The 24,694-nt window shown below is 50.3% G+C and carries 26 protein-coding genes; 3 read left to right on the top strand and 23 right to left on the bottom strand.

Annotated elements, in window-relative coordinates; genetic code table 11:
* Positions 1-4: 4 nt before the first annotated feature.
* The 6 genes from H6750_18330 to H6750_18305 all read right to left on the bottom strand — a co-directional run bounded on the left by H6750_18330 (position 5) and on the right by H6750_18305 (position 6,778).
* On the bottom strand, positions 5-1,030 hold the full coding sequence (locus H6750_18330) for a ribonuclease Z (protein MCB9776265.1): 1,026 nt from the start codon (positions 1,028-1,030) through the stop codon (positions 5-7).
* Entirely contained in the window at positions 1,027-1,722 is a 696-nt protein-coding gene (locus H6750_18325; GenBank protein ID MCB9776264.1) for a hypothetical protein, read from the bottom strand. Before H6750_18325 ends, H6750_18330 begins: the two co-directional genes overlap by 4 nt.
* A gap of 64 nt (positions 1,723-1,786) precedes the next feature.
* The gene (locus H6750_18320; GenBank protein ID MCB9776263.1) at positions 1,787-3,007 is read right to left on the bottom strand and encodes an ABC transporter permease; all 1,221 of its coding nucleotides are present in this window, start codon (positions 3,005-3,007) and stop codon (positions 1,787-1,789) included.
* A gap of 4 nt (positions 3,008-3,011) precedes the next feature.
* Positions 3,012-3,710, bottom strand: coding sequence for an ABC transporter ATP-binding protein (locus tag H6750_18315; protein MCB9776262.1), 699 nt, complete (start codon positions 3,708-3,710; stop codon positions 3,012-3,014).
* A 23-nt stretch (positions 3,711-3,733) separates the two neighbouring features.
* Positions 3,734-4,873, bottom strand: coding sequence for an efflux RND transporter periplasmic adaptor subunit (locus tag H6750_18310; GenBank protein ID MCB9776261.1), 1,140 nt, complete (start codon positions 4,871-4,873; stop codon positions 3,734-3,736).
* 309 nt (positions 4,874-5,182) lie between these two features.
* A complete protein-coding gene (locus H6750_18305) occupies positions 5,183-6,778 on the bottom strand; it encodes a TolC family protein (GenBank protein ID MCB9776260.1) in 1,596 nt (531 codons plus the stop codon).
* A gap of 356 nt (positions 6,779-7,134) precedes the next feature.
* Between H6750_18305 and H6750_18300 the strand changes: the two genes are divergently transcribed.
* Complete coding sequence (locus H6750_18300) at positions 7,135-7,965, top strand: hypothetical protein (GenBank protein ID MCB9776259.1); 831 nt, start codon at positions 7,135-7,137, stop codon at positions 7,963-7,965.
* Positions 7,966-7,976: 11 nt separating this feature from the next.
* Here H6750_18300 and H6750_18295 read toward each other — a convergent pair whose 3' ends face one another.
* The 10 genes from H6750_18295 to thiS all read right to left on the bottom strand — a co-directional run bounded on the left by H6750_18295 (position 7,977) and on the right by thiS (position 17,816).
* The gene (locus H6750_18295; GenBank protein ID MCB9776258.1) at positions 7,977-8,534 is read right to left on the bottom strand and encodes a TIGR00730 family Rossman fold protein; all 558 of its coding nucleotides are present in this window, start codon (positions 8,532-8,534) and stop codon (positions 7,977-7,979) included.
* 113 nt (positions 8,535-8,647) lie between these two features.
* Positions 8,648-9,547: a peptidoglycan DD-metalloendopeptidase family protein gene (locus H6750_18290; GenBank protein ID MCB9776257.1), complete on the bottom strand. Its 900-nt coding sequence runs from the start codon at positions 9,545-9,547 to the stop codon at positions 8,648-8,650.
* Positions 9,548-9,555: 8 nt separating this feature from the next.
* The gene (pafA, locus tag H6750_18285) at positions 9,556-10,932 is read right to left on the bottom strand and encodes a Pup--protein ligase (protein MCB9776256.1); all 1,377 of its coding nucleotides are present in this window, start codon (positions 10,930-10,932) and stop codon (positions 9,556-9,558) included.
* Positions 10,933-11,215: 283 nt separating this feature from the next.
* Positions 11,216-11,899, bottom strand: coding sequence for a proteasome subunit alpha (gene prcA / locus H6750_18280; protein MCB9776255.1), 684 nt, complete (start codon positions 11,897-11,899; stop codon positions 11,216-11,218).
* A 3-nt stretch (positions 11,900-11,902) separates the two neighbouring features.
* On the bottom strand, positions 11,903-12,745 hold the full coding sequence (prcB, locus tag H6750_18275; protein MCB9776254.1) for a proteasome subunit beta: 843 nt from the start codon (positions 12,743-12,745) through the stop codon (positions 11,903-11,905).
* A gap of 42 nt (positions 12,746-12,787) precedes the next feature.
* Positions 12,788-14,266 (bottom strand): proteasome accessory factor PafA2, encoded by a 1,479-nt coding sequence (locus H6750_18270; protein ID MCB9776253.1) that lies wholly within the window; start codon positions 14,264-14,266, stop codon positions 12,788-12,790.
* Positions 14,267-14,296: 30 nt separating this feature from the next.
* On the bottom strand, positions 14,297-15,979 hold the full coding sequence (gene arc, locus H6750_18265) for a proteasome ATPase (GenBank protein MCB9776252.1): 1,683 nt from the start codon (positions 15,977-15,979) through the stop codon (positions 14,297-14,299).
* Between the two features lie 195 nt (positions 15,980-16,174).
* Positions 16,175-16,801: a thiamine phosphate synthase gene (gene thiE, locus H6750_18260; protein MCB9776251.1), complete on the bottom strand. Its 627-nt coding sequence runs from the start codon at positions 16,799-16,801 to the stop codon at positions 16,175-16,177.
* Between the two features lie 12 nt (positions 16,802-16,813).
* On the bottom strand, positions 16,814-17,587 hold the full coding sequence (locus tag H6750_18255) for a thiazole synthase (protein ID MCB9776250.1): 774 nt from the start codon (positions 17,585-17,587) through the stop codon (positions 16,814-16,816).
* A 19-nt stretch (positions 17,588-17,606) separates the two neighbouring features.
* The gene (thiS, locus tag H6750_18250) at positions 17,607-17,816 is read right to left on the bottom strand and encodes a sulfur carrier protein ThiS (GenBank protein ID MCB9776249.1); all 210 of its coding nucleotides are present in this window, start codon (positions 17,814-17,816) and stop codon (positions 17,607-17,609) included.
* 240 nt (positions 17,817-18,056) lie between these two features.
* Here thiS and H6750_18245 point away from each other — a divergent pair, with 240 nt between their 5' ends.
* On the top strand, positions 18,057-18,539 hold the full coding sequence (locus tag H6750_18245) for a histidinol-phosphatase (protein MCB9776248.1): 483 nt from the start codon (positions 18,057-18,059) through the stop codon (positions 18,537-18,539).
* A 124-nt stretch (positions 18,540-18,663) separates the two neighbouring features.
* Positions 18,664-18,900 (top strand): Lrp/AsnC ligand binding domain-containing protein, encoded by a 237-nt coding sequence (locus tag H6750_18240; protein MCB9776247.1) that lies wholly within the window; start codon positions 18,664-18,666, stop codon positions 18,898-18,900.
* A gap of 27 nt (positions 18,901-18,927) precedes the next feature.
* Here H6750_18240 and H6750_18235 read toward each other — a convergent pair whose 3' ends face one another.
* The 7 genes from H6750_18235 to rplS all read right to left on the bottom strand — a co-directional run bounded on the left by H6750_18235 (position 18,928) and on the right by rplS (position 24,683).
* Positions 18,928-20,241, bottom strand: a complete 1,314-nt coding sequence (locus H6750_18235; protein MCB9776246.1) for a S41 family peptidase — start codon at positions 20,239-20,241, stop codon at positions 18,928-18,930.
* Between the two features lie 27 nt (positions 20,242-20,268).
* A complete protein-coding gene (locus tag H6750_18230; protein MCB9776245.1) occupies positions 20,269-21,513 on the bottom strand; it encodes a peptidoglycan DD-metalloendopeptidase family protein in 1,245 nt (414 codons plus the stop codon).
* Positions 21,462-22,361 (bottom strand): ABC transporter permease, encoded by a 900-nt coding sequence (locus H6750_18225; GenBank protein ID MCB9776244.1) that lies wholly within the window; start codon positions 22,359-22,361, stop codon positions 21,462-21,464. Before H6750_18225 ends, H6750_18230 begins: the two co-directional genes overlap by 52 nt.
* Positions 22,358-23,026, bottom strand: a complete 669-nt coding sequence (gene ftsE, locus H6750_18220; protein MCB9776243.1) for a cell division ATP-binding protein FtsE — start codon at positions 23,024-23,026, stop codon at positions 22,358-22,360. Before ftsE ends, H6750_18225 begins: the two co-directional genes overlap by 4 nt.
* 136 nt (positions 23,027-23,162) lie before the next feature.
* Positions 23,163-23,549, bottom strand: a complete 387-nt coding sequence (locus H6750_18215; protein MCB9776242.1) for a YraN family protein — start codon at positions 23,547-23,549, stop codon at positions 23,163-23,165.
* Positions 23,546-24,175 (bottom strand): ribonuclease HII, encoded by a 630-nt coding sequence (locus tag H6750_18210; GenBank protein ID MCB9776241.1) that lies wholly within the window; start codon positions 24,173-24,175, stop codon positions 23,546-23,548. The genes H6750_18215 and H6750_18210 overlap by 4 nt, the downstream gene beginning before the upstream one ends.
* Positions 24,176-24,224: 49 nt before the next feature.
* Complete coding sequence (gene rplS / locus H6750_18205) at positions 24,225-24,683, bottom strand: 50S ribosomal protein L19 (protein ID MCB9776240.1); 459 nt, start codon at positions 24,681-24,683, stop codon at positions 24,225-24,227.
* Positions 24,684-24,694 lie beyond the last annotated feature (11 nt).

Genomic DNA, 24,694 nt, shown 5'->3' with positions numbered 1-24,694 from the left:
CTCCTCATGTCATGTGTGATGACTGTCCATGAAAGGCTTCCATGGCCTCCTGGTGAAGTTTGTCCCCCTGTCCGGTATACCTGGGAGAAAAATGAAAGACGACCAGTTGTTCCACCCCGGCTTTCCGTCCCAGGATTCCTGCCTGGCGCGCCGTGAGATGGTAGCGATTGGCAGCCTTGTCGCGGTCGGCTTCTAAAAAGGGTGCCTCGCAAAATAGCGTTGTGGCCCCTTGGCATAATTGAATGATCCGCTGCTCATTGTCGGTATCATATCGGCAATCAACCACATAAGCGATTTTTTGCCCCTTGGTGATGGTTGTAAATTCTCGCTTCATGGTGCCTACATTAAATACGCGTTCTTCTTTTTGGTGCTCAACATATAATGTAGCGGAAAAGATGTGTGAATCCGGTGCGCCATCTAAAATTAACTGCTTAACTTCCTTGAGCCAGGAGCCTACTGGAAGACCTGCCTCATGGAGTCGGGCTTTCTTAATATTGATGTGAAACGGTTCTTCCAGGGAAAAGGCCAGGGAAGGGATCCGATGGTTGAGCGCGACGGCTTTCACGAGGAGAGCCGGTTCTCGAAGAACCGGAAAAATGTGGGAATGGTCGCCTGGGATTACGGTTTCCCGTTTACAGGCGAAGGCGTCCTTCGCATGAAAATACGCGGGTTGAATATGCGTGGGGTGATATTCTCTGGCTTCGATGGTCAGTGGATATCCATCAACCAGATTCCAGGTATACCCACGAAGTTTGCCTTGAACATTTTCAATAAGGCCAGGTGGACCATGCAATCGAAGATGTTTGCCACGACCCAGGGCTACACGAATGAGCCGATCAAACCCGATAAAGTGATCCATATGCGTATGAGAAATGAAAATATCCTGCGCCCGTAAAAGCTGGGTTGGGCTCAAGGGCCCGTTATCCCCCAGGTCAAAGAGCAGGGCACGCCGGCTCCACCGTATATCGACATAGAGGCCGGGGTCTCCAAAGGGATGATTCACCAGATGAGGGGAGAACGAGGGTGTCATGTCAATATTCCCCGAATGATGAGATAGAGAAGAATCACTTCCACGGCATGAGCGGCTATGACCGTATAGAGATTGTGCATTCGCATCCATAGCCATCCCCACACCAGGCCATCCCATACGGCAATCCAATGTAAATCCCGGAATGTCGACACCATAAATGGATCAAAGGCAAACGTCAGAGCTGATAGAGATAAGGGGAGCAATGCCTGTAGGCGAGTCCTGGTGGTCGAGGGGTGATCGGGTTGACGCACCCGTTGAAACCATACCAGTAATCGGCCGAGGAGAAATCCGCGGAAATTCACTTCCACTCCCGTAGCAATCAGCATAATGAACCATGGCATCATGACCCAAAACGGAATTTGGGCATGAGGGGTCTGAGAGAGAAAATTGATGTCCACTCCCAAGGCCGGCATGACGTACAAGATGACCCCGGTATTCAGTATGCCCAGCATGAGGCCAATCGCAGTTCCTCGGGTGACCCCTGACTGGATATTGTTGAATCCTAGCCCAAGTTTGTGCTGGAGATCTTCATTTTTATATGCCCAGGCGCTTAAGGCGGCATAAGCCATCAGTTGTGGCGCAAACTGGACGGCGGTGTGGAGTTGCCAGTTTGCGGGTAAGAGGTAAAACCCGATAGTGGTGAAGATCGGGAGGAAGGCTAATCCTGCGGCTCGTTCTTTATGGGGTCTCACGGAGGTGCAATGGTTATGGACAGTGGGGCCGGTTCCGGGTAAAAAGGGAGCGCATTCTTGAAACTTATTGATAGCGCAAAGCCTCGGCGGGCTCCAGTTTCGAGGCTTTCATGGCGGGAAAGAGACCGAATCCCACTCCGACGATGACCGCAAAGGCAAACGCAATGGCAATGGCGGTGGGCTGAACCACTGCTCCCCAATCTCCTCCGCCCGGCATAGCCCGAGCGACGACATCCCCGATGCCATAGGCCGCAAGAATGCCCACAAGAATACCAATGGACCCGCCAATCACGCTAATGGTCGTGGACTCAATGAGGAATTGCAACAGAATATCCTGCCGCCTGGCCCCGATGGCTTTTCGTAGTCCAATCTCCCTGGTTCGCTCGGTGACGGTTACGAGCATGATGTTCATGATGCCGATGCCGCCGACGAGGAGGGCAATCACCGCAATGCCTCCCAGAACCAGCCGGAAGGTCAACAGCGTTTGGTCCACTGCACTCAGAAATTCTCCCTGATTCCGGATATGGATGTCGTCTACCCCTTCATGACGTTGAACCAGAAACTGATGCAGTGCCTGGGAAATTTCATCCATGCGCTGCCGGTCAGGAACATGAATGATCATTGATCGGATTTTGTCGGATCCCTGGAAAAACCGCAGGCCCGTGCTGATAGGAATGATCACCATTTCGTCGTAATCATGCCCGTAAATCTCCCCCTTGGGCTCCATGATGCCCTTTACGGTAAATCGTTGATCGCCGATTTTTACGTCCTCTCCGATGGCGGGCTGGGATCCGAACAACACTTCGGCAATGGTGTGCCCTAATACCACGGACCGGTTCCAATCCTTGATGTCGACGGATGAGACGAATCGCCCGGATTCGGGGCGAAAGTTTCGGATCTGGCTATATTCGGGAGAGGTGCCGGTGATTCGTCCGCTGTAGTCACGATCCCCCGCTTTTAATTGCCCATCCAGCTCAATAATGGGAGCAACAAGCAGATCAGGAAACCGTGTTTGAATGGCCAGGGCGTCGTCATAGCGGAGTTCGGTATTTCTCCCCGCAAAGAGCTGCCGTTCTTCAACGGTCAACCGCTTTTTCCAGACAAACAGCAAATTGGTGCCCATGCGCTCTAGCGAATTCACCAGCCAGACTTGTCCGCCTTCTACAATGGCAATCATGGTGATAACCGCGGCGACGCCAATAATGACTCCCAACATGGTAAGCCCCGAACGAAGCGCGTTCCCGGAGAGATTTTTGAGCGCATCCAGAAAAATTGAACGTAGCATAATTTTATCCCGGCACCGGAAGGGATTGAGGCATGTATTCATCGGCCACGACTTTGCCATCTGCCAGGGTGATGCGGCGTTCCGCCTGCTGGGCGATGTTCGGATCATGGGTAATCATCACGATGGTTTGTCCATGACGATGCAGTTGTTCAAAGAGCGCAAGAATGTCTTTGCCTGATTGACTATCCAGGTTTCCCGTGGGTTCGTCCGCCAGGAGTAGCGCTGGACTGTTGGCTAACGCACGAGCGATTGCGACCCGTTGCTGTTGGCCTCCCGATAACTGATTGCTGTAATGCTGCAGGCGGTCTTGCAGGCCGACCTTGGTTAATAATGTCCGTGCGGTGTCGTGTTGAATTGTTCGTGAGGCGCCCGCATACATTAGAGGAAGTTGGACATTTTCCAGGGCGGTCTTCCGGGCAAGTAAATGGAAGGTTTGAAAGATAAACCCGATTTTTTTGTTACGGATGCCGGTTAAGCGGGCGTCGGGAAGGGTGTTGACCAGATCCCCGTCCAGCCAATACTCGCCACTCGTCGGACGGCTCAAACAGCCAATAATATCCAGGAGGGTGGTTTTCCCGCTTCCGGACTGTCCGATAATGGCTACAAATTCTCCCTTTTTGACCTGGAGAGTAATATCGATTAAGGCCGGGACCTCGACATGCCCGGCTTGGTAGATTTTGACGATGTGGTTGAGCTCAATCAACATGGCCAAACCCACTTCCTGCGTTATCGGCGAGCCTCGTCGGCTTTAAAGGATGGGACGACGACCTGGTCGTGTTCCTGAAGTCCTTGAGTGATGATGGCCTGCGTATCAGTCCGGAACGCGACACGGACCTTCCGGGTCTGGGGTTGTCCCTCCACGAGCACGTCCACGACATCATCCCCTTTGTTGACACGTAGGACTTCAAGCGGAACGGTGAGGACATTGTCCAGCCGTTTTGTCTCAATATCGATGTTTGCGGTCAGCATCGGTTTTAAATCGGGGTGGGTTTTTTCTATATCGATAGAAACTTCATAGGTCACCAGATTGTTTTCTTTGACCCCCTGGGCGGCAATGGCCATCACCCGGCCCGTAAACAGTTTTTCCGGTAAGGCGTCCAGCCGAATATCTACCGACTGGCCGACCGAAACTCTTGGAATATTAACTTCATTGATTTTCGCTTTGACCACCATGTGGGACAGATCGGCAATGCGCATGAGGATTGTTCCTCCGCCGAATGTGGCGGTTCCGGACGTAATGATTTCTCCGGTGTGGACCAGAATTTCCAGGACGGTACCTTGGGAGGGTGACCGGACCTGAAATTCTTCAGGGCGGGTTTTGGAGGCAGAGCCATCACGGTATCGTTCATACAATTCCTTGTTGCCGCCTAATGCCAATAAGAGTTGGCGCTCGGCCAACTCCAGACGAACCAGGGATTGTTGATAATCCCGATGCGAAAGTTCCAATTCCTTTTGAGGGATAAAACCTTTTCTGAAGAGGGATTCGGCACGGATCCATTCCCGATGAGCGGTATCCACGTTTAAGCGTTCTTCCGAGATACCTGCCCTGAGTTGGGCCACCTGACGGGCCTGGCTGGATTCCTGTCGAATAATCGCTAAAACCTGATCTTTTTCGACCTCTTGCCCCGCAGTCACAAACAATTGAGCGACTTCCCCAGAAAATTGAGATTTAATTTCGATGGTTTGAGAAGGCATGATCGTACCCGTCTCCGACACCTTGGTTTGAAGCGAGGTTCGGACAACTTCAACCACGTTGTGTTGTGCGGTTTCAGGAGATGGTTGACCTGTCGACCGGAAATAATACACCCAACCCCCCACTGCTCCGGCAAGTATGATGATGGCCACGATCCAAAATGTTTTTTTCATATGTCTACTTATATGGTAACAAGTCTAGCAGAGGCCTAGGAAATCGAAAGACTGGAAAGGGATCAATTGCGAAGTGATAGGGTTGTCCGCTTTGCGCATAGGGGTATATTTAAATTCAGACAAACCGGCATGAAAAGGAAAGGTATGTAACAGGGCTCCCTCTGCCGGAAGCTTACTCCGCTAGGGGCAGGAAGGCCGGCATGGTCATTTTGGCACGGGCTCACGACATGAACATGGTGTGGTATCCACCTGCACATGGAACATTCCTGGGGCGGGGAGAAGGTCGTGGAGGGGATTTTTCATTTTTCTTTACTGAATTTCAATGTGGTAATGATCGAGTGTAGAGGCGGTGACGAGGCGGAGACGGGATAATGATTGATTGTAGTCCAGAATGGCTCGCAATTCCCTCCCCCGGGCTATTCGAAGATCTCTTTGAAATTCTAGCACTAATCGAGTGGTGCTGAGCCCGAGATTAAGGCGTTCCTGCTCCGCGTTGAGTTGCCTTTCGGATAATTGGCGAGCCGTTTGAGTCGTTCTGGTGCGCTTGAAGCTTGTTTGTACCTGACGGATGGCTTCTTTGACGTCCAGAATTATTTGTTGGCGAACGCGTAGAAGAGAGACCTGGCTTTGTTGAGTTTCCAGGACCCGGCGTTGATATTGGCTCTGCGCCGAGCGGTTTCCTATAGGGTAGCTGAAAACGAGTCCACCCCCCATGTTATAAAAATCCGTGCTGCCTAAACGATCCCAGTCATCCCGGGGGTTTTTCCCCAGTCCGCTGAGACCCAGACTTCCCTGAAATGAGAGATCGGGAAGAAGCTGATTTTTGGCAAAGCGTGTATTGACGTTGGATGTTTCAATGTTCTTTTTGGCTTGAAGCATATCCGGACGATGCTCGAATGCGACCTCCAGGTTTTCTTTGAGCGGGGTCTCCTGAAGATGTTGAACGGGTGGGTCGAGTGGGACAAGGGGTGTGGTTTGAGTCAGGTTGAATTCCGACTTACTAAGGAGGACTCGAAGTTGGTCCTCCTGGTCCAGGACGGTTTTTTGGGCCAGCAATATTTGTTCGATCTGGTTGGCGACCCCTGCTTGAGCCTGAAGAGCCTCTACATCCGCCATGATTCCGGCTTTCACCTTTGCGCGATTGCTCGCGAGTAATTCTTCTGCGGCCTGCAACGTTGCGCGGGCGACTTTTAAGTTCTCCCGGGCAAAGACGAGTTCCCAATACGCTTGCTCGACCTGGGCGATCACCGACAGGATCTGGTTCAGGAGTGTCAGTTGTTCCACGTCAGCTGCGTTTTTTGCGAGGGTGATTTGTATGTTGTTGATCGTGGGTCCGAAGTTTCGAAGAAGTGGTTGCGTCAGATTAAAGAGTAGATTGCTGGCATAGGCCGGGTTGAAAAGAAAGCTGGTTGATCCGGCCACGGAATTCCGTTTGGTATCAAAGGTCAGATCGTAGGATCCCCCGGTCAGCAACTTTTGCTTCAATCCCAGCCTGAAGTTTGTTTCATTTTGATCAAAGGTGTCTGGAATCGAACCCCGCGTGACACCTCCAAGGCCGAATATGGGCCTGTTGAGCGGAACGACCGTCCGGTCGTACCGTCCGCCGAGCTCAACCGTAGGGTCAAATTGTGACTGTTGAAAGACAATGTCGGTGAGTCGAACGTCTCTTGTGTGTCGGCTCACTTGAATGTCCAGATTGTGTTCTAATGCTTCCATGACGGCTTCCTGCAACGTCAGCGTGATGACGGAATCAGATGGGAGGAGTTCCTCAAATGACCATTCTTCCGTCTCAATAGGGCTTGGGGAACGGCTCTCGCTGGAACTCGGCCACACGAGTCCAGTAAGAAAAATCACGGCCAAAAGGGCCGGTCCAGTCACAGCGTGAAATATCGTGGTCCGTTGCATATCTGTTTATGAGAATCAGATTTAAAGAAGACCAGCGGCCACTTCAACCTATCAAAGCTCGACTTTTTCTGCAATTTTTTCTGGAAAATGGTTAGACGGAAGGGATGGCATTTGTGTTGTCCTGGGCCACCAGGGTCTTATACGTGGGCCTGTGGAAAGCGCGAAGGGGCTCATGAATTTTCTTTGTCAGGACTCTCGTCCCTCGTGAGGGTGGCGGGCGGCTGATGGTATCCTGATTGAGGATGGCTTTGACCGCCAGAAAGGGGTTGTGGACTTCGGTTGAGAATGCGTATCATCGTAGGCGCTATGGGTGTCCGTCTACTTAATATTCATGTCTTTTTGGGGTAGGGATGGTTATGAAACACGAGGATTTGAATTGGTTTGTAAAGCATGTTCTGTCCAGGTCTGAGCAAAAGGTTAAAGGCATACGAAGTTTATTTGGCTATGGAGTATCGGTTTTGGGGATGGCCATGAGTTGTCTTCTGATGGGAGCTTCCGTGGGATTTTCGGAAGAGCAACCTCAGGAGCTTCCTAAGCCGTTTCATAAAACCACTCCCCCTCTTTTTCAGGAATGGAATTTTGATCAATCGCCTTCAGGCGATTTGCCGAATGGCTTTACACAAGCGGTTGGTGGATCTTCAGGAAAGGGTGGATGGTCAGTCAAAGACGATGAGACAGCCCCCAGTCGTCCCAACCTGGTAGAGCAGCGCTTACAATGCGGGGAGGGTTGGTGTTATCAGTTACTCGTTGCGGAAGACGTTGTGGTTGAATATGTGGATCTTTCGGTCCGATTAAAGCTTAATCTGGGAACACCGACCGGAAAAGCCGGATTGGCATATGGCATCCAGGATGATAAAAATTTCTATGCCACCGTTGTGGAACCCAGAACAAACGAGGTTGTGGCGTATGTCGTCAAGAATGGGCAACCAACCGAATTAGGGAGGGAGGCACTGATCCTTCGATCTGCTGAGTGGCATTCTCTCCGGATTCAACGAAATACCATTATCAGTAAGGAATTTACTGAAATCTCTTTTGATAACCACTTGAGCCTTGATGTCTATGATCAGTCATTCAAAAAGGGCAAATTGGGATTGGTTGTAATGGGGGATGGCGGATTTTCGTTTGATAATCTTCGGGCGATGGAATTGATGACCAATCGTCCCCTTTCCAGGCCCTCGGCTTATTAAGCCGGATGCTGTTAGCGAACGTCAGGCTCGAGTCGGTCCAGGATAAGGGGTAGCAGGTCCTCCGGAGTGGCGGCTTCAAGAAGTAACGCCCGGTTGGTCAGGTTGAGGAACCCTTGATGGACTTGATGGTCGAAAAATTTTAACAGACCATCAAAAAACCCAAAGCAATTCAGCAGGCCACAGGGCTTGTGGTGAAGTTTTAACTGCGCCCAGGTTACCATTTCGCAACATTCTTCCAATGTTCCAAATCCACCGGGTAAGGTGATGAATCCGGCTGACAGATCTGCCATGAGGGTTTTTCGTTCATGCATGGTGTTCACAATATGCGTGGCTGTGAGTTCCTGATGTAGGAGTTCTTTTTCTGCCAGATGTTTGGGAATAACACCGATGACGGTCCCGCCTTCCTGCAGTACGGTTGATGCCAGCACGCCCATCAGTCCAATATTCCCCCCACCATAGACCAAGCCCATTCCCTGTTGGACAAGCGCATGACCCAATCGCTGTGCCATGTTGGTAAATCCTGGGTCGTGCCCGAGACTGGAGCCGCAGAAAACACAAATATATCGCATGGGAAAGGGTATTTATTTTCCGATAATCGAAATGTATCTGATGTCTATAAGAAGAGCTGGTTCACGTTGAATCAGGAGAAGCGGAGGACCAACAAAATGCCAGAGTCCTTTAATTAATTTGAAATGGGAAGAGTAGTCAATGCGTATGGATTGATTCGGGAGCCATTTAAATGTACGCCCCAATGGAGATGCGGGCCAGTGGCTCTTCCGGTGGCTCCGACTTTGCCTAAGGCTTCACCTTTCTGAATTGTTTGGCCGGAAGTGACATCGACCTCTGAGAGGTGAAAGTACATGGAAAATAGGCCTACCCCATGATCCAGGACCACACCCTTACCGGAGAAGAAGTGATCGACTGTTTTCACGACGATGCCCTTGTTAATGGCTTGTACCGGGGTACCTTTGGGCGCTGCGATATCTTCTCCTGAGTGGGGTTTTCGGTTCTGACCATTAATCACTCGACGACTGCCAAAAACTCCAGTGATTTTCCCATTCACAGGCTCAAGAAACGGACCGTCCCATAAAGGACGTGCACCGACGTGGTGAAAGGCCGCTGCCAATTCTTTTTTTTCTTCTTGGACGCGCTGTAAGGTTTTGGCGTCAAGGTCAACGGTATTCTTCGGCAGCGTGAGGTGTTGGACGGTATAGTCTTCTTTGATGACTTGGACGGAGTAGCTGAGATGTTCTGATCCGGAGTCGGAATGGACCGTAATACTCAGCTCCTGTATTCCCGGTGGATCTTCCATATCGATTCCGACCATGCCTGCAAAGTGGGTATCACCATGTGGGAAGAAGGGAATCCTCCGTTTGAGAAATAGGCCACTCACTTTGGTCGTAGAGTGAGATGTCGGCACGTCGATCCAGAGGATTTGGCCCTGCTTTCCGGTGAGATGGCCATTGGCACCCGGTCGGTTCCGTTCCGCACTCGGAACGATCTGAATAGGGAAAATGCTGGCAAGCAGGAGACAAACGACAAATATGACCTTCCATGAGGCTGTAGGATGGCGTGGGGACAATGAGCTCATCATGGAAAGAGCCGGTTATGAGGCACTTGGCTGAGCAATTCCTCTACGCGTCGATTAAAAGGGCAAAAAGGGTCCATGCACAAAATGGTTTCTTCCCAGTACCCGTTCAGTTTGAGATAGGTCCAATCCACAGTATACGACCGATTTTTTGCACGGGCAAATCTGATGAAATCTCCTCGCACTTTTGCTCGCGTGGTTTGAGGAGGAACCGTTTTGGCCTGTTCAATTGCGTCCTCATCGATCATTTTTCGAATGTGATTACGCTCTGCCAGGAGATGAAATAGGCTTCGTTGTCGGTTGATGTCATGATATTGCAAATCCATCATGCCTAAGCGGGGGTCATCCCATCCACAAGATTTGTTGGCCATGTAATTTTCGAGAAGCCATTGCTTGGTGATCCAGTCGATTTCGCGGACAAGTGCCATAGGGGAGGTTTTCAGCATCCTCAACACGCGACCCCATTCATAATGCACTTCTGCCATGACTTTGTTGGGAGGCTGCAACGCCAAATATTCACCAGCCCGTTCCCAGAAGGTCTGTTGAATTTCCAATGCGGTCAGGTTGCTCCCATCTTCAAGTTTGACGGTTTTTTTGAGCGTGGGATCCCGAGAGATGTCTCGAATCGCTTTAACAGGTTCTTCCAGCTCAATATGAGGAATGGTGAATCCATCTTCGATCATGGAAAGGACGATCATGGCCGTCCCCACCTTTAAGTAGGTGGAAAACTCCGACATATTGGAATCGCCGAGAATAATGTGAAGCCGACGGTATTTTTCGGCATCAGCATGGGGTTCATCGCGTGTATTGATAATGCTCCGGGAGGACGTCGTAGAGGAAGAAGTTTTTTCATGGATATGTTGGGCGCGTTGGGAGATAAAGTATTGAGACTTCCCTGATACTTTAAGAATTTTCCCGGCTCCGGAAAAAATTTGACGAGTGACGAAAAAGGGGATGAGCTGTTCGCTGACCTTCCAGAAATCCACGTCCCGGCGCATGAGGAAATTTTCATGGCAGCCATACGTGTTGCCGAGGGAATCCGTATTGTTTTTGAAAATGAAGATCTCGCCGGACAGTCCCTCTTCGCGCAAGCGTTCTTCGGCAATGGGCAGACAACTTTCCAGGATCCGCTCGCCGGCTTTGTCGTGGATGATCAAATCAAGCAGGTCGTCGCATTCGGGGGTGGAGTATTCTGGATGGCAGCCCGTGTCCTGGTAGAATCGCGCCCCATTCGTGAGGAAGGCATTGGACGGCCAGCTATTGGGGATGAGTCCCTCAAAAATGTACCCGAGAATTTTTTCAATGGGAAGGTAGACCCGTCCATTCGGCGAAAATGTCAGGCCGTATTCACTCTCAAGGCCAACAATGCGTTTCATCATATCCGGCCTTTCCATCTCCTGAGGCTTTTTGAGGGTATGACATCACATCTCCGCCGCCGGACTCCTTCTCGTGTTAAGGGCCTGACCGCCAATCGAGAATTATCCTCCTCGGGTGATTCGATCTTCCTGAACAGGCCTTCTTGAGTGTTTCTATCCTTCACTTTCCGTGTTTTTGAAATGGACCATGCTCGAAAATAGAGGCAGTATTTCAATGAATCTTATACTCAGAATACACCCAGATCCGGGAATGATCAACTGAGTGGGAGGGAGGAATGCCGAGGGGTTAGGCGAGAATTTGGGTAGCTTCGAGGATCGGGACTCGCCGAAATCTTCTGCCTATTCGAGTTCGGTCCAAGAGCGCAACTTCCAAACCTTCGAGGTTTGATCGAGAATCCGCGCCCTGTTCAAACGCATGTTGGCAGAGCGTTAAGGCTTCTTTTAGGGAAGGGCAAGTATGAGGGATTTCTTTTTTGAGGAGGGTTAAAATGGTTTCAGATCGTCCTCCAATGGCCATGAATTTTCGTTCATCCACAATACTGCCATCAAACGAGATGCGGTATAACTCATTGCGCTCCGGTGTCTCACCGACCTGAGCCAGGAGTAGTTCCACTTCGTAGGGTTTCATTTCCTGGCTAAAGAGCGTGCCGAGAATTTGTGAATAGCCATTTGCCAGTGATCGTGCGGTCACATCTTCGCGGCTATACATCATGCCTTTGACGTCCGCATGTTGAATGCCGGCTTTTCGGAGATTCTCAAATTCACTGTATCTTCCCGCGCCTGAAAATGCGATGCTGTCATAGATCTCAGAGATTTTAAACAGGGAGGCGCTGGGGTTATCGGCGACAAACAGCACACCATCTGAATATTCCATGGCGATGATTGACCGGCCTTTGGCGATGCCTTTTTTGGCATATTCCGCCCGGTCCTGCATCATTTGTTCGGGTGAAACGTAATAGGGCAGGGCCACGGTTTATGTCTCCTGTTTCTCGTTCACTAAGGCCTCGCACACTGTAGCCAATTGGGTGTTATCCACATCCCGAACCCCCCGGGCGTCAACTAATTTAACGGTCGGGAAGATTCGTCGCACCAGGTCTGGTCCCCCGGTTCCGACATCTTCATCTGCGGCATTGAATAGAGCGCGAAGGGCCACTTTGACCGCCGCGTCCTCCGATAAGTTTTTTCGGAAATATTCTTTGAGGGTAGATCGCGCATCTTTCCCTCCTGAGCCGACTGCATGAAAATCCGTATCCTCGTAGCGTCCTCCCGTTATGTCATATTTGAAAAGGCGACCAATCTCTCGTTTGTGGTCATAGCCGACAAACAGGGGAATGACTACGAGTCCATGTAAGACCATGGGAAAGTTGGCCTTGACCATATGGCCAAGCCTATTGGCTTTTCCTTCGCAGGTTAAGGGTTGTCCGTCCAGTTTTTCATAATGTTCCAGTTCGATGCGGAAAAGTTTTGCCATTTCCACGCAGGGCCCTGCAGCTCCTGCAATAGCCATGGCAGAAAAGCCATCGGTTTGAAAAACCTTTTCCATTCGATTTGCGGCAATTTGAAATCCCTCGGTGGCGCGACGGTCTCCGGCGATGAGGACGCCGTTATCATAGGTAAAGGCGAGAACCGTGGTGCCGTGTGGCCAGGGAAGAGGCCTGGTAGACATCAATGAAGCGTCTGTTTGGCCTTGCTGGGGGAGTGAGTGTTCCCACCGTGCCATGGGGAGTAAGTCGGGTCGTTGGGAGGTGAGGTATTGGTAGAAACTGGAACATGTGTCAGCTGAGAAGTTTGGAAGGGAAACGTTTTCAGAATTCATGCGACCTCAAGGTTATCTGACCGACCGGGTGCCTTGTTTCATTCAGGATTTCACGAGTCGGGATAATAACTGATCCACGGAGGTAATGTCCCTAAACAATTCTTGGGTGAGCTGTTGGGTGCCTCGATAAGGATCCATCAGTGGGATACGCTTAATGGTAGAATTTCCGGTATGAAGGAGGATGGAAGTCCAGCTCATGCCGTATACCTGGCCCGGTAGGTGTTTTAAGCATTGACCACGGAAAAATGCCCGTGTGAAAGCCGGTGCAGTCTGGCGAGCACGCTCGATCTCCAGCTCGAGAGTCAATCGTTCAATTTGCCCCGTCCGCTCCAGGGTATAGTACAGGCCCTTGTTTGGTCGCACGTCGTGATATTGTAAATCCATCATGGCCACCCTGGGATCATTCCAGGAACAGCGTTTACGATCCATATAGGATTGAATCAATGCATGTTTAGCGACCCAATCGACTTCTCGCCGAAGCTCAAAGGGATCACGCTCCAAGGTATCCAAAGTGGATTCCCATCGGACAAGCACCTCCTTGGTGACAGGAGAGACCTCTCTGGTCCGATAAAAGTCATGGGCTGATTGCAGAAAGGCCCGCTGAATAGCGAGGGCGGTGGTGTGTTGCCCATTGTTTAGCGGAAGCGAACATTTCACAGTCAAATCTCGGGATACCGCCTTGATGGCCTTGACCGGATCGGTCAATTCGATATGTGGGAGAGCCCCTTGCTGTTCCAGCATTTCCATGATAATGGCCGTCGTGCCGACCTTTAAGAAGGTTGATACTTCGGACATATTGGCATCACCCACGATGACATGGAGGCGACGGTAGTCGGCTTGATGGGCATGGGGTTCATCACGGGTATTAATGATGGGACGGTTGACCATGGTATTGAGGTCAAGCAGACATTCAAAAAAATCTGCCCGCTGTGAGATTTGATAATGCACAGGATCTGTGCCGTTTTCGGCTCCCACTTTCCCTGCGCCACAAAAGATGGGGCGTGAAACAAAGAAGGGGAGTAGAACGTTCGCTACCTGTTCAAATGGAATCCGGCGGGACAAAATATAATTTTCGTGGTATCCGAAGCTGTTTCCTTTTCCGTCTGAATTGTTACGGTACACCAGGAAATTCTCTTCTCCCATACTGTGGTTCAGTCGGGCCAAGCACTCAGCCACAATGTGGTCACCGGCACGTTCATAGGCCACCACCTCCCGGGGATTGCTGCATTCGGGGGTGGAATATTCCGGGTGAGCTCCATCGACATAGAGGCGACCGGCATTGGGCAATACTTTGTTGAGTTGACGATTATAACTGGCGCTTGGTCGTTCGGGTTCGCCTTCGACCGGAAAGCCACGCGCATCCCAAAAGGGATTTTCATTTTCGTAATCCCATAGGGCCGTGGGAGCGGGGAGATGAGGACAGTGACTGATTAACCGAAGGGAATTCGCTACGGGATCAGGGTGGCCTGGTGAGCGAGATATGATTCCGAATTCAGTTTCCGTTCCAAGAATTCGCAGCAAGGAGGCCTCATGAAAAGCAGCTAGATATGATTAAAAATAATGACCGACGCTGATGGTTTCTATTTCTCGTGGCTCTGAATCCTCATCGGTGGTTAAAGTGCGCACATGAACGATTTTTTCGCCCTTTTTCCCTGCTATTTTTGCCCAATCATCGGGGTGAGTGGTATTTGGTAAATCTTCCTGTTCCTTGAATTCTTCGCGAATGCCCCGCAGAAAATCCTCGGATTTGAGGCCTTTGGTGTCGCCGGAAATTGCCCGTTTGATGGCCAGTTTTTTCGCGCGGGAGACGACACTTTCGATCAATGCGCCACTGGCAAAATCCTTGAAGTACACGGTTTCCTTTTCACCATTGGCATAGGTGACTTCTAGAAATTGATTTTCCTCGGTCAACGCATACATGGCCTCGACCGTGGTGTCGATTAGATGATTGATATACGCCGATCGATCCGAGCCATGTTGGGTCAATTCGGATTCCGCAAGGGGCAAGTCTGCGTGAAGATATTTCCCGAGGATATCCTTTGCACCCTGTTTATCAGGTCTGGGAATTTTTATTTTGATATCCAAACGCCCCGGTCTCAAAACTGCCGGGTCAATGAGGTCTTGCCGGTTACTGGCACCGATGACGATCACGTCTCGAAGGCTTTCTACGCCATCAATTTCAGATAAAAATTGGGGTACGATGGTCGATTCCATGTCCGAGGAAATCCCTGTCCCTCTTGTTCGGAATAACGCATCCATTTCATCAAAAAAGACGATGACCGGATTGCCGTGTGACGCCTTCTCCTTCGCTTTCGCAAATACTTCTCGAATTTGACGTTCAGACTCACCGACATATTTATTCAATAATTCCGGTCCCTTGATATGGAGGAAGTAACTGCGAACGTCCTTGCCTTTGAGGTGACCAAGTTTTTTCGCGATGGAGTTTGCGACCGCTTTGGCAATCAAGGTTTTTCCGCATCCCGGAGGTCCATACAGCAGAAGACCTTTGGGGGGTGATAAGCGGTGTTCAGCAAATAGCTCAGGGTAGAGAAAGGGCAGTTCCACGGCATCCTTCACCTGCTCCAGTTCTTTGGTAAGGCCGCCGATTTGGTCGTACTGAATATCTGGGACTTCCTCGATGACGAGTTCTTCCATTTCACCTTTGGGAAGTTTTTCGATGAGGTATCCGGATCGTGGTTCAAAGAGGAGGTGGTCGCCGACACTCAACGTCTGCTGTTTCAGCGAATCAGAGATTTCAACCACTCGCTCGTCGTCCAGGCGAAGGCTGACCACTGCTCGCCCGTCGTCCAGTAGGTGTTTGAGATGTGCGATTTCGCCCTGCGGATCATACCCTCGCGATTCAATCACGTTCAGGCCTTCATTCAATATGACCTCTTGGCCTTTCTTAAGGGATTCTGGCGGGATAGAAGGATGGAGGTTGACCCGTAGCTTTCTGCCGCCAAGCGAGACATTCACGGTCCCGTCTGCGTTGGTGTTATAAAAGACGGCAAAAGTTGAAGGAGGCGCGGTGAGTTTATCGACTTCCTTTCGAAGGGCTTCGATTTGGGCTTTGGCCTCCTGCAAAGTAGAAACTAACTGTTCGTTTTTCTGCTGAGAAAGGTGCAGCTTCTGTCGAGAGTCATGCAGCTGCCGCATTTCGAGTTCCATGGACTCAATCTCGGTTCGTAACTTTTCAATTTCACGGATATGATCGTCTGTTTTTCGGATACCCATAATTAGATCCTACCTGATTCAAGGTTTCAACGAAACCGGAGGGCGCATCTCGCTTCTACTGAATCTACCGACCTGACAGTATAGTAAGTGGTAAAAGGGAAATTCGCATGTTCCTCTTTGAAAAGATCTTACCACCCAAAAAAAATTAGGGTCAACCAAACACCCGCATTATGAAGGCTGAAATTAGTTGACAATTCAGGACAATCGTGCCAACAGTTCGCGGGTGGTGCCTGGAATTGAGGGCGATTGAAGAATAGAGGAAATGACGGCCACACCGTAAGCCCCTGCTGATAAGACGTCAGGAATTCTAATCGGGGTGATTCCTCCTATGGCATAGATGGGCAAGTGGAGAAATCGTCCGGCTTCCTGAAGAACCTGTATTCCTAAAGGTGGTCCATACGCTCGCTTTGAAGGCGTATCAAAAATGGGTCCCAGCACGATGAAGTCGGCGCCTTCCGCTTCCGCCACTCGGGCTTCTTCAACGGAATGCGTTGAGACGCCGATGAGGTATCGCGTTCCTAGCAGGCGACGGGCAACGGAAACGGGAAGGCTGTCTGTTCGAAGGTGTACGCCGTCGGCTCCCAGGGCAAGGACCAAGTCGATACGATCATTCACTAAGATTGTTCCCTGGTGGTGTTTGATGAGAGGGCAGAGCTGCTGACAGAGGGAAGTCAATTCTCGAGTCCGAAGATCTTTTTCCCGGACTTGCACCATCCGGACCCCGGCGTCTACCGCTTCGGTTATCACGGAAGGGAGGGGACGATGAAGGGTTTGTTGGCGGTCGGTCAGAAGGTAGAGTCTAGGAAGAACGCGTGAGGACATTCCGAATATGGGTTACAACATTCCCTCAATGGGGCTGCTGGCAGTCGCATATAACTTCCTGGGAATTCTTCCAGCTCTGTAAGCCAATCGTCCGGCGTCAACGGCATACCGCATGGCCGTGGCCATCATCAACGGGTCTTTGGCTCCGGCAATAGCCGTATTCATTAATACGGCATCTGCTCCGTATTCCATGGCCAGAGCTGCGTCAGAAGCGGTTCCAACTCCGGCGTCAACGATGACCGGTACATTGACCGTTTCCATGATGATTTTGAGATTATAGGGATTGCGAATGCCAAGCCCAGAACCGATCGGTGCTGCGAGTGGCATGACGGCAGGACAACCAATATCGACTAACTTTTTGGCGACAATAGGGTCGTCGTTCGTATATGGCAATACGACAAAACCTTCGGCAATCAAAATTTTTGCGGCTTCAATGAGTCCTGCCGTATCAGGAAATAGGGTGCGTTCATCTCCAATGACTTCCAATTTCACCAAATCTGAAACTCCCGCAGCGCGGGCCAGTCGAGAATAACGAACAGCATCTTCGACGGTATAACATCCGGCCGTGTTGGGTAAAATGGTGTATTTCTTCGGATCGAGGTAGTCCAATAAATTTTCCGATTTGTTATCGGTAATATTGACGCGGCGTACTGCCACCGTCACCACATCAGCCCCGGAAGCCTCAATCGCTTTTCGGGTTTCCTCAAAGTTTTGATATTTTCCTGTTCCAACCCAGAGTCGAGAGTGGAATGTTCGACCGGCAATAATTAAGGGATCCTGATTCATCTCTTCCCCTTCATTCTTCTCATGTGGGAGAGCCGCCTCCAATAAAGCTTAAAATTTCAACCTTGTCCCCATCGTGGAGATTCCAGTTGAGGAAATCTCCGCGATCCAAAATTTTAAGGTTGATCTCTACTGCGACTTGTTCGGACCGGAGCTGGAGCGTTTCTAAAAGCTGTGCGACCGTCAGAGGTTCTTCGGTCTCGCGCTGCTCTCCATTCACGACTATTTTCATGCGTATAGATAAGAACGCAATGTCCAGTGGATTCCGGCCATGCAGATTTCCATCCTACGGGACTTGAGAAATTCTTGTCAATGAAATGACCTGGAGTGCAGAAGGATAGAAATGGTTCTGGTGAGCGAACGAAAGCGTATCATTATGACCTGGTTTTATCGATCACATCTGACATAAAATGAGCTTGGTCTACAGTCGATCCTTGATGTGTGAGGAAAGTAAGCTTGTACCACTGAGGCGATGGTCATGGAAAAAAGCATCAACGAGGATCTTAGGGCTTTGTTCGTGTCGATGGCGGGTTTGTTGGCATCCAGAGGTGAGAATCCCTACAAGGTCAAGGCCTATCGCCGGGCTGCTGACTCACTGAAGAGCCTCCAAGAGGATGTCTCAGAGCTGGCGAATCGTGGCGAACTCCAAACGATTCCCGGCATTGGCAAGGAGTTATCCCTGAAAATTCGGGAATACCTCACTACGGGCCGTATCCGTGCGTATGAAGAATTAAAAACTCCTCTACCTGATTCGATTCTGGAATGGGTGGAGCTTCCAGGATTTTCAGAACCGATTGTTCACGATCTGGTTTTTCGATTGGGCATCACAACTTGGGAAGATCTGGAAGCCTTGGCCCAATCGCATTTACTGCAAACTCTTCCAGGTCTAGGGACCAGAGGTGAGGAAATTTTAACGGCGATTCGAGCAAAGCGGGAGGCTTGTCAGGAGTCATAAAATTAGGGAAAGTAAGTGGGAGACGCTTCTCCATGGTTTCCGACGTGCGGAATCCTCATCGCCATGGAACAGTAAAAAGGTATAAAGACCTATCAGGCATTCACCTCAGCAGGATGGTTAGGTAATGGCAATTTCGGCATTTGTTTTGATTGACACGACAGGCACTCACACCAAGAGTGCCTATAAAACACTTACACGCATTCAAGGTGTGAAATCTGTCTATCCGGTGACAGGTCCGTTTGATTTAATTGCCCATGTGGAAGCCGAAACATTAGAGGAGCTGAACGACCTCATTATGGTTCGTCTTCGAGGGATTGATGGGGTCATTAAAACGAATACGGCAATTGTTCTCGACTTCTAAATTCTTCCAGGTCTTATGCCGGCCGCGTTATGCGGCCGGTTTTAACTGCTTAAAGACCTTCCATGATTTCAACATTTCTACAGCCTTCAGTAATTGAAGGTCATCCGGGGGAATGGGCTGGGGCTGGTCTTTGTCCTGGGGATCTGAGGGGACTGGTGGTTTGGCGGGAGAAGGCGCAGGGGCATCCCCAGTGCTTTCGTCTTTTTTCCCTTCGGCGGATTCCTGTTTCGCCACCTGTACGGGTTTCGGATCAATGACAATGTCGGGCTGCACCCCAATAGAATGAATCGACTTGCCGTTTGGGGTAAAGTATTTTGCCGTGGTCAGGCGAAGGCCTGATCCATCGGAGAGGGGGAGAATGGTTTGCACCGATCCCTTTCCAAAAGTTGTGGTGCCAATAACGACGGCTTTCCCCCAATCCTGCATGGCTGCAGCCACGATTTCCGATGCGCTGGCAGAACCGTGGTTGACCAGCACTATCATTGGAAATTGATAGTTCTTACTACTTGCCCGTGCACGATATTCATCCTTTTTGCCGTTGCGCCCTTGTATCGAGACCACCAGCCGGCCGGATTCCAGGAATTGTTCGGAGACTCCTACGGCAGCTGTCAACAGACCTCCGGGATTATTTCGAAGATCGAGAATTAAACCCTGAATGTTTTTGGAAGCTAATTTTTCCAATTCCGCGGAGAGATCGTCGACTGTCGCTTCTTGAAATTGGCTCAAACGAACGTATCCAAGGTTGCCTTCCAGCAGCTTGGAGCGAACGCTTTGAATTTTAATGATGTCGCGTTTGAGGGTAAAGATCAGAGGTTTTTCCAGCCCTTCACGCTCTATGGTCAATTCCACAGAAGTTCCTCGTGCCCCGCGCATGTGCTGAACGGCCTCCATGAGCGTGAGATCTTTTGTTGGTTTGTCGTCAACTTTAATAATGGTGTCTCCGGGCTGAATGCCGGCTTCAAAGGCCGGAGTATCCTCAATAGGTGAGATCACCGTCAGGCGATTGTTTTTTACTCCGATTTGAATCCCAAGCCCTCCGAACTCTCCCTTCGTTTCAACTTGCATTTCTTTGAACATATCAGGAGTCATAAAAGAAGAATGTGGATCAAGGCCCGCCAGCATGCCTCGCAGGGCACCCTGGACAAGATCCTTGGTTTGTGTTTCCTCCACATAATTCTTTTTGACTTGCGAAAGTACTTCAGCGAAAATTTGCAATTCTTCGTAGGGTTCGCTGGCATAACCCGCCCGGTCTCCTCCTTTTCCGATGACAATCCCCACCAAAAGGATGGCGGTTAAGGTCAAACCAGAAATCACTACCGTCGACAATCGTTCATGTGACATGAGGTGTTCCTTCTTCCAATTGTTCAATTAAGGCTGTTTTACCAGCCATTTTAGGGGATCGATGGGGGTGGTGCCTTTACGTAATTCAAAATAAAGAGTGTCTTCTTGGGTGACGCCTGTTTCGCCTGTTTCGCCAATGACTTGCCCGTTTTTGACAGATTGGCCTTCAGCCACTAAGAGCTTTGAGGCATGGGCATAAAGAGAATAAAAGCCATTCGTATGGTCAACAATCACGACCAAGCCGTATCCCTTGAGCCAGTCGGCATAGACAACATTTCCCGAGGAAACTGCGCGAATCGGGCTCCCCTCCTGCGCGCTGATTTCAATGCCTTTTTTCGTCACAAATGTATCAAAAGTGGGATGTTTTTGCCGACCAAAATATGAGACCACCTTTCCTTCCACCGGCCAGAGCAGAGATCCAAGAGATGGGAGAGCTCCAGGCGGTTGGCGCATCCGGGATTGCGCCAATTGAAAACGCCGGTCCAATTCTTTGAGAAGGCTATCCACCTGTTCCGCTGAACGCTGAAGGTCTTCAATCATCCGTTCATGTGCGTCTTTTTCCTTGGAGAGACTGACCAGGACGGAGCGTTTTTGACGTTTGAGCCCTGAAACTTTTTTGATGGTCTGTTGTGTTTCTCCCTGGAAGCGAACAAGATCCTCGCGAGCCGCCGTCTGTTTCTCCTTGAGCTCTTGGAGATTCGAAAGGTCTTCCTGAAACTGTCGGACAAGCTGATGCTCCCGTTGGGCAACCCATGAAAGATAATCCATCCGGTGTGCGGCCTCGGTGAATGATTCAGCGGCGAAAAGAGTTTTCAAGTAGCCTGTGCGGCCTTCCATATATAATAACCGAAGTCTAGCGGAAATGGAGGATTGCCGGGTTTGAACGTCCTGCTCAATTTCCCCAATCTTCTTGCTCAGGTTCGCCAATTCCTCGTCTGTTACTTTGATCTGGTCATTAATGCGATTGCGTTCTTTCTTTTGCTCATAGAGCTGGCGGTCCAATTTATCAATGGTTTTCAAAACCGACCCATGCTTCTTTTCGATCCGTTTGGTTTCCTTTTGGGTTTCGGCAATTTCCTGATTGAGTTTTTCCAGCCGCAGCCGTTCCTGACTGATTTCATCCTTGATGGTTGATGGGTCAGCGCTCCAACCGGCTTGGCCTAAGACCAGGAGCAGTCCGATTGGGAGCACTCCCGTGTGGAAAAATTGGTTAACTCGTGTCATAGACGAAATCGCATCGATCCATAAATGGTCGTCAGTGTTCCCAGGCACCCCAAAAGGATGCCTCCTGCCATCAAAATGAGTGAAAGGGGGAGGGGGAAAAACTCTAATGCGGAGGAAAATCCTCCGAACACGCTCATACCTTGTGTTTTGTGCGTAAAAAGTTCAAACCCCCCACGTAAGAATCCTAAGGCCATACCGCCCCCGGCAGCCCCTAAAATGGCTCCCTCGATGAGATACGGAATGCTAATAAAGAGACTCGTCGCCCCGATTAACCGTAAAATTTCAATTTCCTGCTGTCTGGTATGAAATGCCAGTTGCACGGTAATCGCAATGATGGTGACCGAGGCTAAGGCCAAAATGCTCCCAACCACTAACGCGCCGAATTCCAAATAGGCGATGATCAGGGTCAGGCGCTCGATCCAATCCCGATTATACCGAACCCGATCGATATCGGGATGATGTTTGAGCCGATTGACCAGGTTGGCAATCATATCGGTGTTTGGAGTCTTGGGGGCCATGGTTAGGACCAATGATGCGGGAAACGGGCTCTCGCCAAGACCTTCCAAAAGATAGACTTCCTCGGGGAATTGTTTTTTGAATTCCGTTAAGGCGTCCTGCTTTGAAATAAAGGTGAGGGAGTTCACTACCGGATCCGCCTTGAGGTCCTGTTGTAAGTCACGAAGTTTGCCAGATTCAATGTCATCCTTGGGATAAACGATGATTTGTATAGTGTGTTGAACCTGACCCAACAGATTGTGCACGTTATGATAAAGAAGGAGAAAGATGCCAAAGCTGGTCAGGGTGAATGCGGTGGTGAGAATGCCAATCAGCGTACTGGTCTGATGCGTGCGGAGGCTGGTATAGGCTTCACGGATAAAATACCAGATCCGTTTCACGTATACGCTCCCTGATCAGACACGAGGTGTCCGCAATCCAGCCTGAGGATTCTGCCATTCAATTGTTCCACAACTTGTCGATTGTGGGTTGCCATCATGACGGTGGTTCCCCGGGTATTGATGGCTTTAAATAATGCCGCAATTTCGGTGGTCAGTTGGGGGTCTAAATTTCCCGTCGGTTCGTCTGCTAAAAGAATGATAGGGCTGTTTACAATCGCTCTGGCGATACACACTCGTTGCTGCTCTCCAGCGGACAGCACGGAGGCAATGGTGCTGAGTTTATGGTCCATGCCAACCGCGCGAAGGGCTTCCATGACCTTCCGCCGCGATTCGAACGATGACAACCCACGAATAATGAGTGGAAGGGCCACATTCTCGGAAACCGTCCGCTGCGGGAGCAGCTTGAAATCCTGAAGAACATACCCCATGGTCCTTCGATGATAGGGAATATCGGATCCCCCGAGTCTGGCGATGTTGCGATTTTGGACGAGAATTTGACCCTCATCAGGGTGTTCTGCTCCAAAAATAAGCTTGAGTAAAGTGGTTTTACCGGCTCCGCTTGGTCCCGTAAGTAACACACACTCGCCTTTTTCGATTCGTAGTGAAATATCTGAAAGCGCAAGGCAGCCATCGTAATATTTGGTGACGTGAAATAATTGAATCATGCTATCTTATGTGGACCTTGAAATGGCTTTTGATCTAGAAAAAACGGGACCATGGTTCCTGGATGCGGGTACCCGGAAAGTCGCCCGCTGTTCATTTTCAGGCATTGGACCCCGCGCAGAAGCCAACCTCTTTAATTTACCATTGCCAGTCGGAGCTGGAAACCTCAAAAGCCTGTTCCAGGTGAGTTAATTTCGGAGTACCTTGGGAGGTTCCCGCAATCAGGATAACATCAAACCGGCAAACTTGGTTGCTGAGGCCATGTTGAGAAAGGTAATAGGACGCCAGTTTAATGATTTGGCGTTTTTTCCGCGCATCGATGGCATAGGGAGCGCCGCCGAATTGATCGGTGCGTCGTCCCTTGACCTCAATAAACACCAGGGTATCATGGTGTTGTGCAATGAGATCCAATTCTCCACCCCCTACTCGCAGATTTCGCTCAAGAATCCGATAGCCTTTTTTTCTGAGCCATTCCTCTGCAAACTCCTCCGCTGATCGTCCAAATTGGTGAGAAGGCGTGGTCATGCGAGGGAGGGCACATTCAGGCAGGCTTGGACGGGCCGGAAGCTTTGTCGATGCGCAGGACACGGGCCAAACTTCTGTAGTCGTCTGAGATGTTCCGGTGTGGGATATCCTTTGTGGAGATGAAATTGATACTGAGGAAAGCGTTCGTGGTAGGTGGTCATGATGCGATCCCGTGATACTTTGGCTAGAATAGAAGCGGCGGCAATGGACCGTGAAAGTTGGTCGCCTTTGATTACCGGTCGTTGAGGGACAGCAACCCTAGGGAGGTGCAAAGCATCAAGAAGGAGATAATCTGGTGGTATGGCCAAGTCGCTAAGAGCCCGGCAACCGGCCAACCGTGTGGCCCCCAGGATGTTGAGTTCGTCAATCTCCTGTTCTGATGCCATGCCAATGGACCATGCAATGGCCCGGGTGGTAATGGTATCGTACAGGGTCTGGCGTTGCTGTTCAGTCAGGAGTTTGGAGTCGTCGAGAAGGACCGGTGACCAACGACGTGGAAGAATCACGATCGCAGCGACCACCGGCCCGGCCAAAGGCCCGCGCCCAGCCTCATCCAGGCCTGCAATGCGCCGGTAACCAAGGGCCCGGGCCGCTTGTTCAAAAAAATCTGTCGGCCCCGTACCCATCCAAAAGGGAGAGTCGGTGTGCAATGAAAGGTGAGCCCTTTCTTTTGCGTTATTCCGTTACTTCCGCGGATTCCGATTCACCGGATTCAGGAACCTCGACTGCCGATCCAGCATTTTTTACCGTTTTTGGTGTACGCGAAAACTCCCGTTCTGAAATTTTAGCAGCTTTGCCTTTTTTGTCTCGAAGGTAATACAACTTCGCCCGCCGCACTTGACCTTTTCTGATGACTTCGATGCCTGCCAGATTAGGAGAGTGAAGGGGGAAAATCCGCTCGACTCCGACTCCAAATGAAATCTTGCGAACGGTAAAATTCTCACATACCTTGCGGCCTTTCCGAGCGATTACGAGCCCTTCAAACACCTGAATGCGTTCTTTGGCCTCTTCCTTCTTTTTCCCGTATTGTCGTTCTTCCACCACGCGCACTTTGACTCTGACGGTGTCACCAATTTCAAAAAACGGCACGGTTCCCTGTGCCAACGATTGCTCTAAACGCTCCAACAGATTCATGAAAGTCTCCC

The organism is Nitrospiraceae bacterium, assembly GCA_020632595.1.
Lineage (GTDB): Bacteria > Nitrospirota > Nitrospiria > Nitrospirales > UBA8639 > Nitrospira_E.
This window is presented reverse-complemented; position numbering and strand designations above follow the sequence as displayed.

Excerpts from the sequence above, each read along its gene's own strand:
- H6750_18330 (MCB9776265.1), bottom strand. The coding sequence starts at position 1,030 with ATGACACCCTCGTTCTCCCCTCATCTGGTGAATCATCCCTTTGGAGAC.
- H6750_18320 (MCB9776263.1), bottom strand. The coding sequence starts at position 3,007 with ATGCTACGTTCAATTTTTCTGGATGCGCTCAAAAATCTCTCCGGGAAC.
- H6750_18310 (MCB9776261.1), bottom strand. The coding sequence starts at position 4,873 with ATGAAAAAAACATTTTGGATCGTGGCCATCATCATACTTGCCGGAGCA.
- H6750_18305 (MCB9776260.1), bottom strand. The coding sequence starts at position 6,778 with ATGCAACGGACCACGATATTTCACGCTGTGACTGGACCGGCCCTTTTG.
- H6750_18300 (MCB9776259.1), top strand. The coding sequence starts at position 7,135 with ATGAAACACGAGGATTTGAATTGGTTTGTAAAGCATGTTCTGTCCAGG.
- H6750_18295 (MCB9776258.1), bottom strand. The coding sequence starts at position 8,534 with ATGCGATATATTTGTGTTTTCTGCGGCTCCAGTCTCGGGCACGACCCA.
- pafA (MCB9776256.1), bottom strand. The coding sequence starts at position 10,932 with ATGATGAAACGCATTGTTGGCCTTGAGAGTGAATACGGCCTGACATTT.
- prcB (MCB9776254.1), bottom strand. The coding sequence starts at position 12,745 with ATGAATTCTGAAAACGTTTCCCTTCCAAACTTCTCAGCTGACACATGT.
- arc (MCB9776252.1), bottom strand. The coding sequence starts at position 15,979 with ATGGGTATCCGAAAAACAGACGATCATATCCGTGAAATTGAAAAGTTA.
- thiE (MCB9776251.1), bottom strand. The coding sequence starts at position 16,801 with ATGTCCTCACGCGTTCTTCCTAGACTCTACCTTCTGACCGACCGCCAA.
- H6750_18255 (MCB9776250.1), bottom strand. The coding sequence starts at position 17,587 with ATGAATCAGGATCCCTTAATTATTGCCGGTCGAACATTCCACTCTCGA.
- thiS (MCB9776249.1), bottom strand. The coding sequence starts at position 17,816 with ATGAAAATAGTCGTGAATGGAGAGCAGCGCGAGACCGAAGAACCTCTG.
- H6750_18245 (MCB9776248.1), top strand. The coding sequence starts at position 18,057 with ATGGTCATGGAAAAAAGCATCAACGAGGATCTTAGGGCTTTGTTCGTG.
- H6750_18240 (MCB9776247.1), top strand. The coding sequence starts at position 18,664 with ATGGCAATTTCGGCATTTGTTTTGATTGACACGACAGGCACTCACACC.
- H6750_18235 (MCB9776246.1), bottom strand. The coding sequence starts at position 20,241 with ATGTCACATGAACGATTGTCGACGGTAGTGATTTCTGGTTTGACCTTA.
- ftsE (MCB9776243.1), bottom strand. The coding sequence starts at position 23,026 with ATGATTCAATTATTTCACGTCACCAAATATTACGATGGCTGCCTTGCG.
- H6750_18215 (MCB9776242.1), bottom strand. The coding sequence starts at position 23,549 with ATGACCACGCCTTCTCACCAATTTGGACGATCAGCGGAGGAGTTTGCA.
- H6750_18210 (MCB9776241.1), bottom strand. The coding sequence starts at position 24,175 with ATGGGTACGGGGCCGACAGATTTTTTTGAACAAGCGGCCCGGGCCCTT.
- rplS (MCB9776240.1), bottom strand. The coding sequence starts at position 24,683 with ATGAATCTGTTGGAGCGTTTAGAGCAATCGTTGGCACAGGGAACCGTG.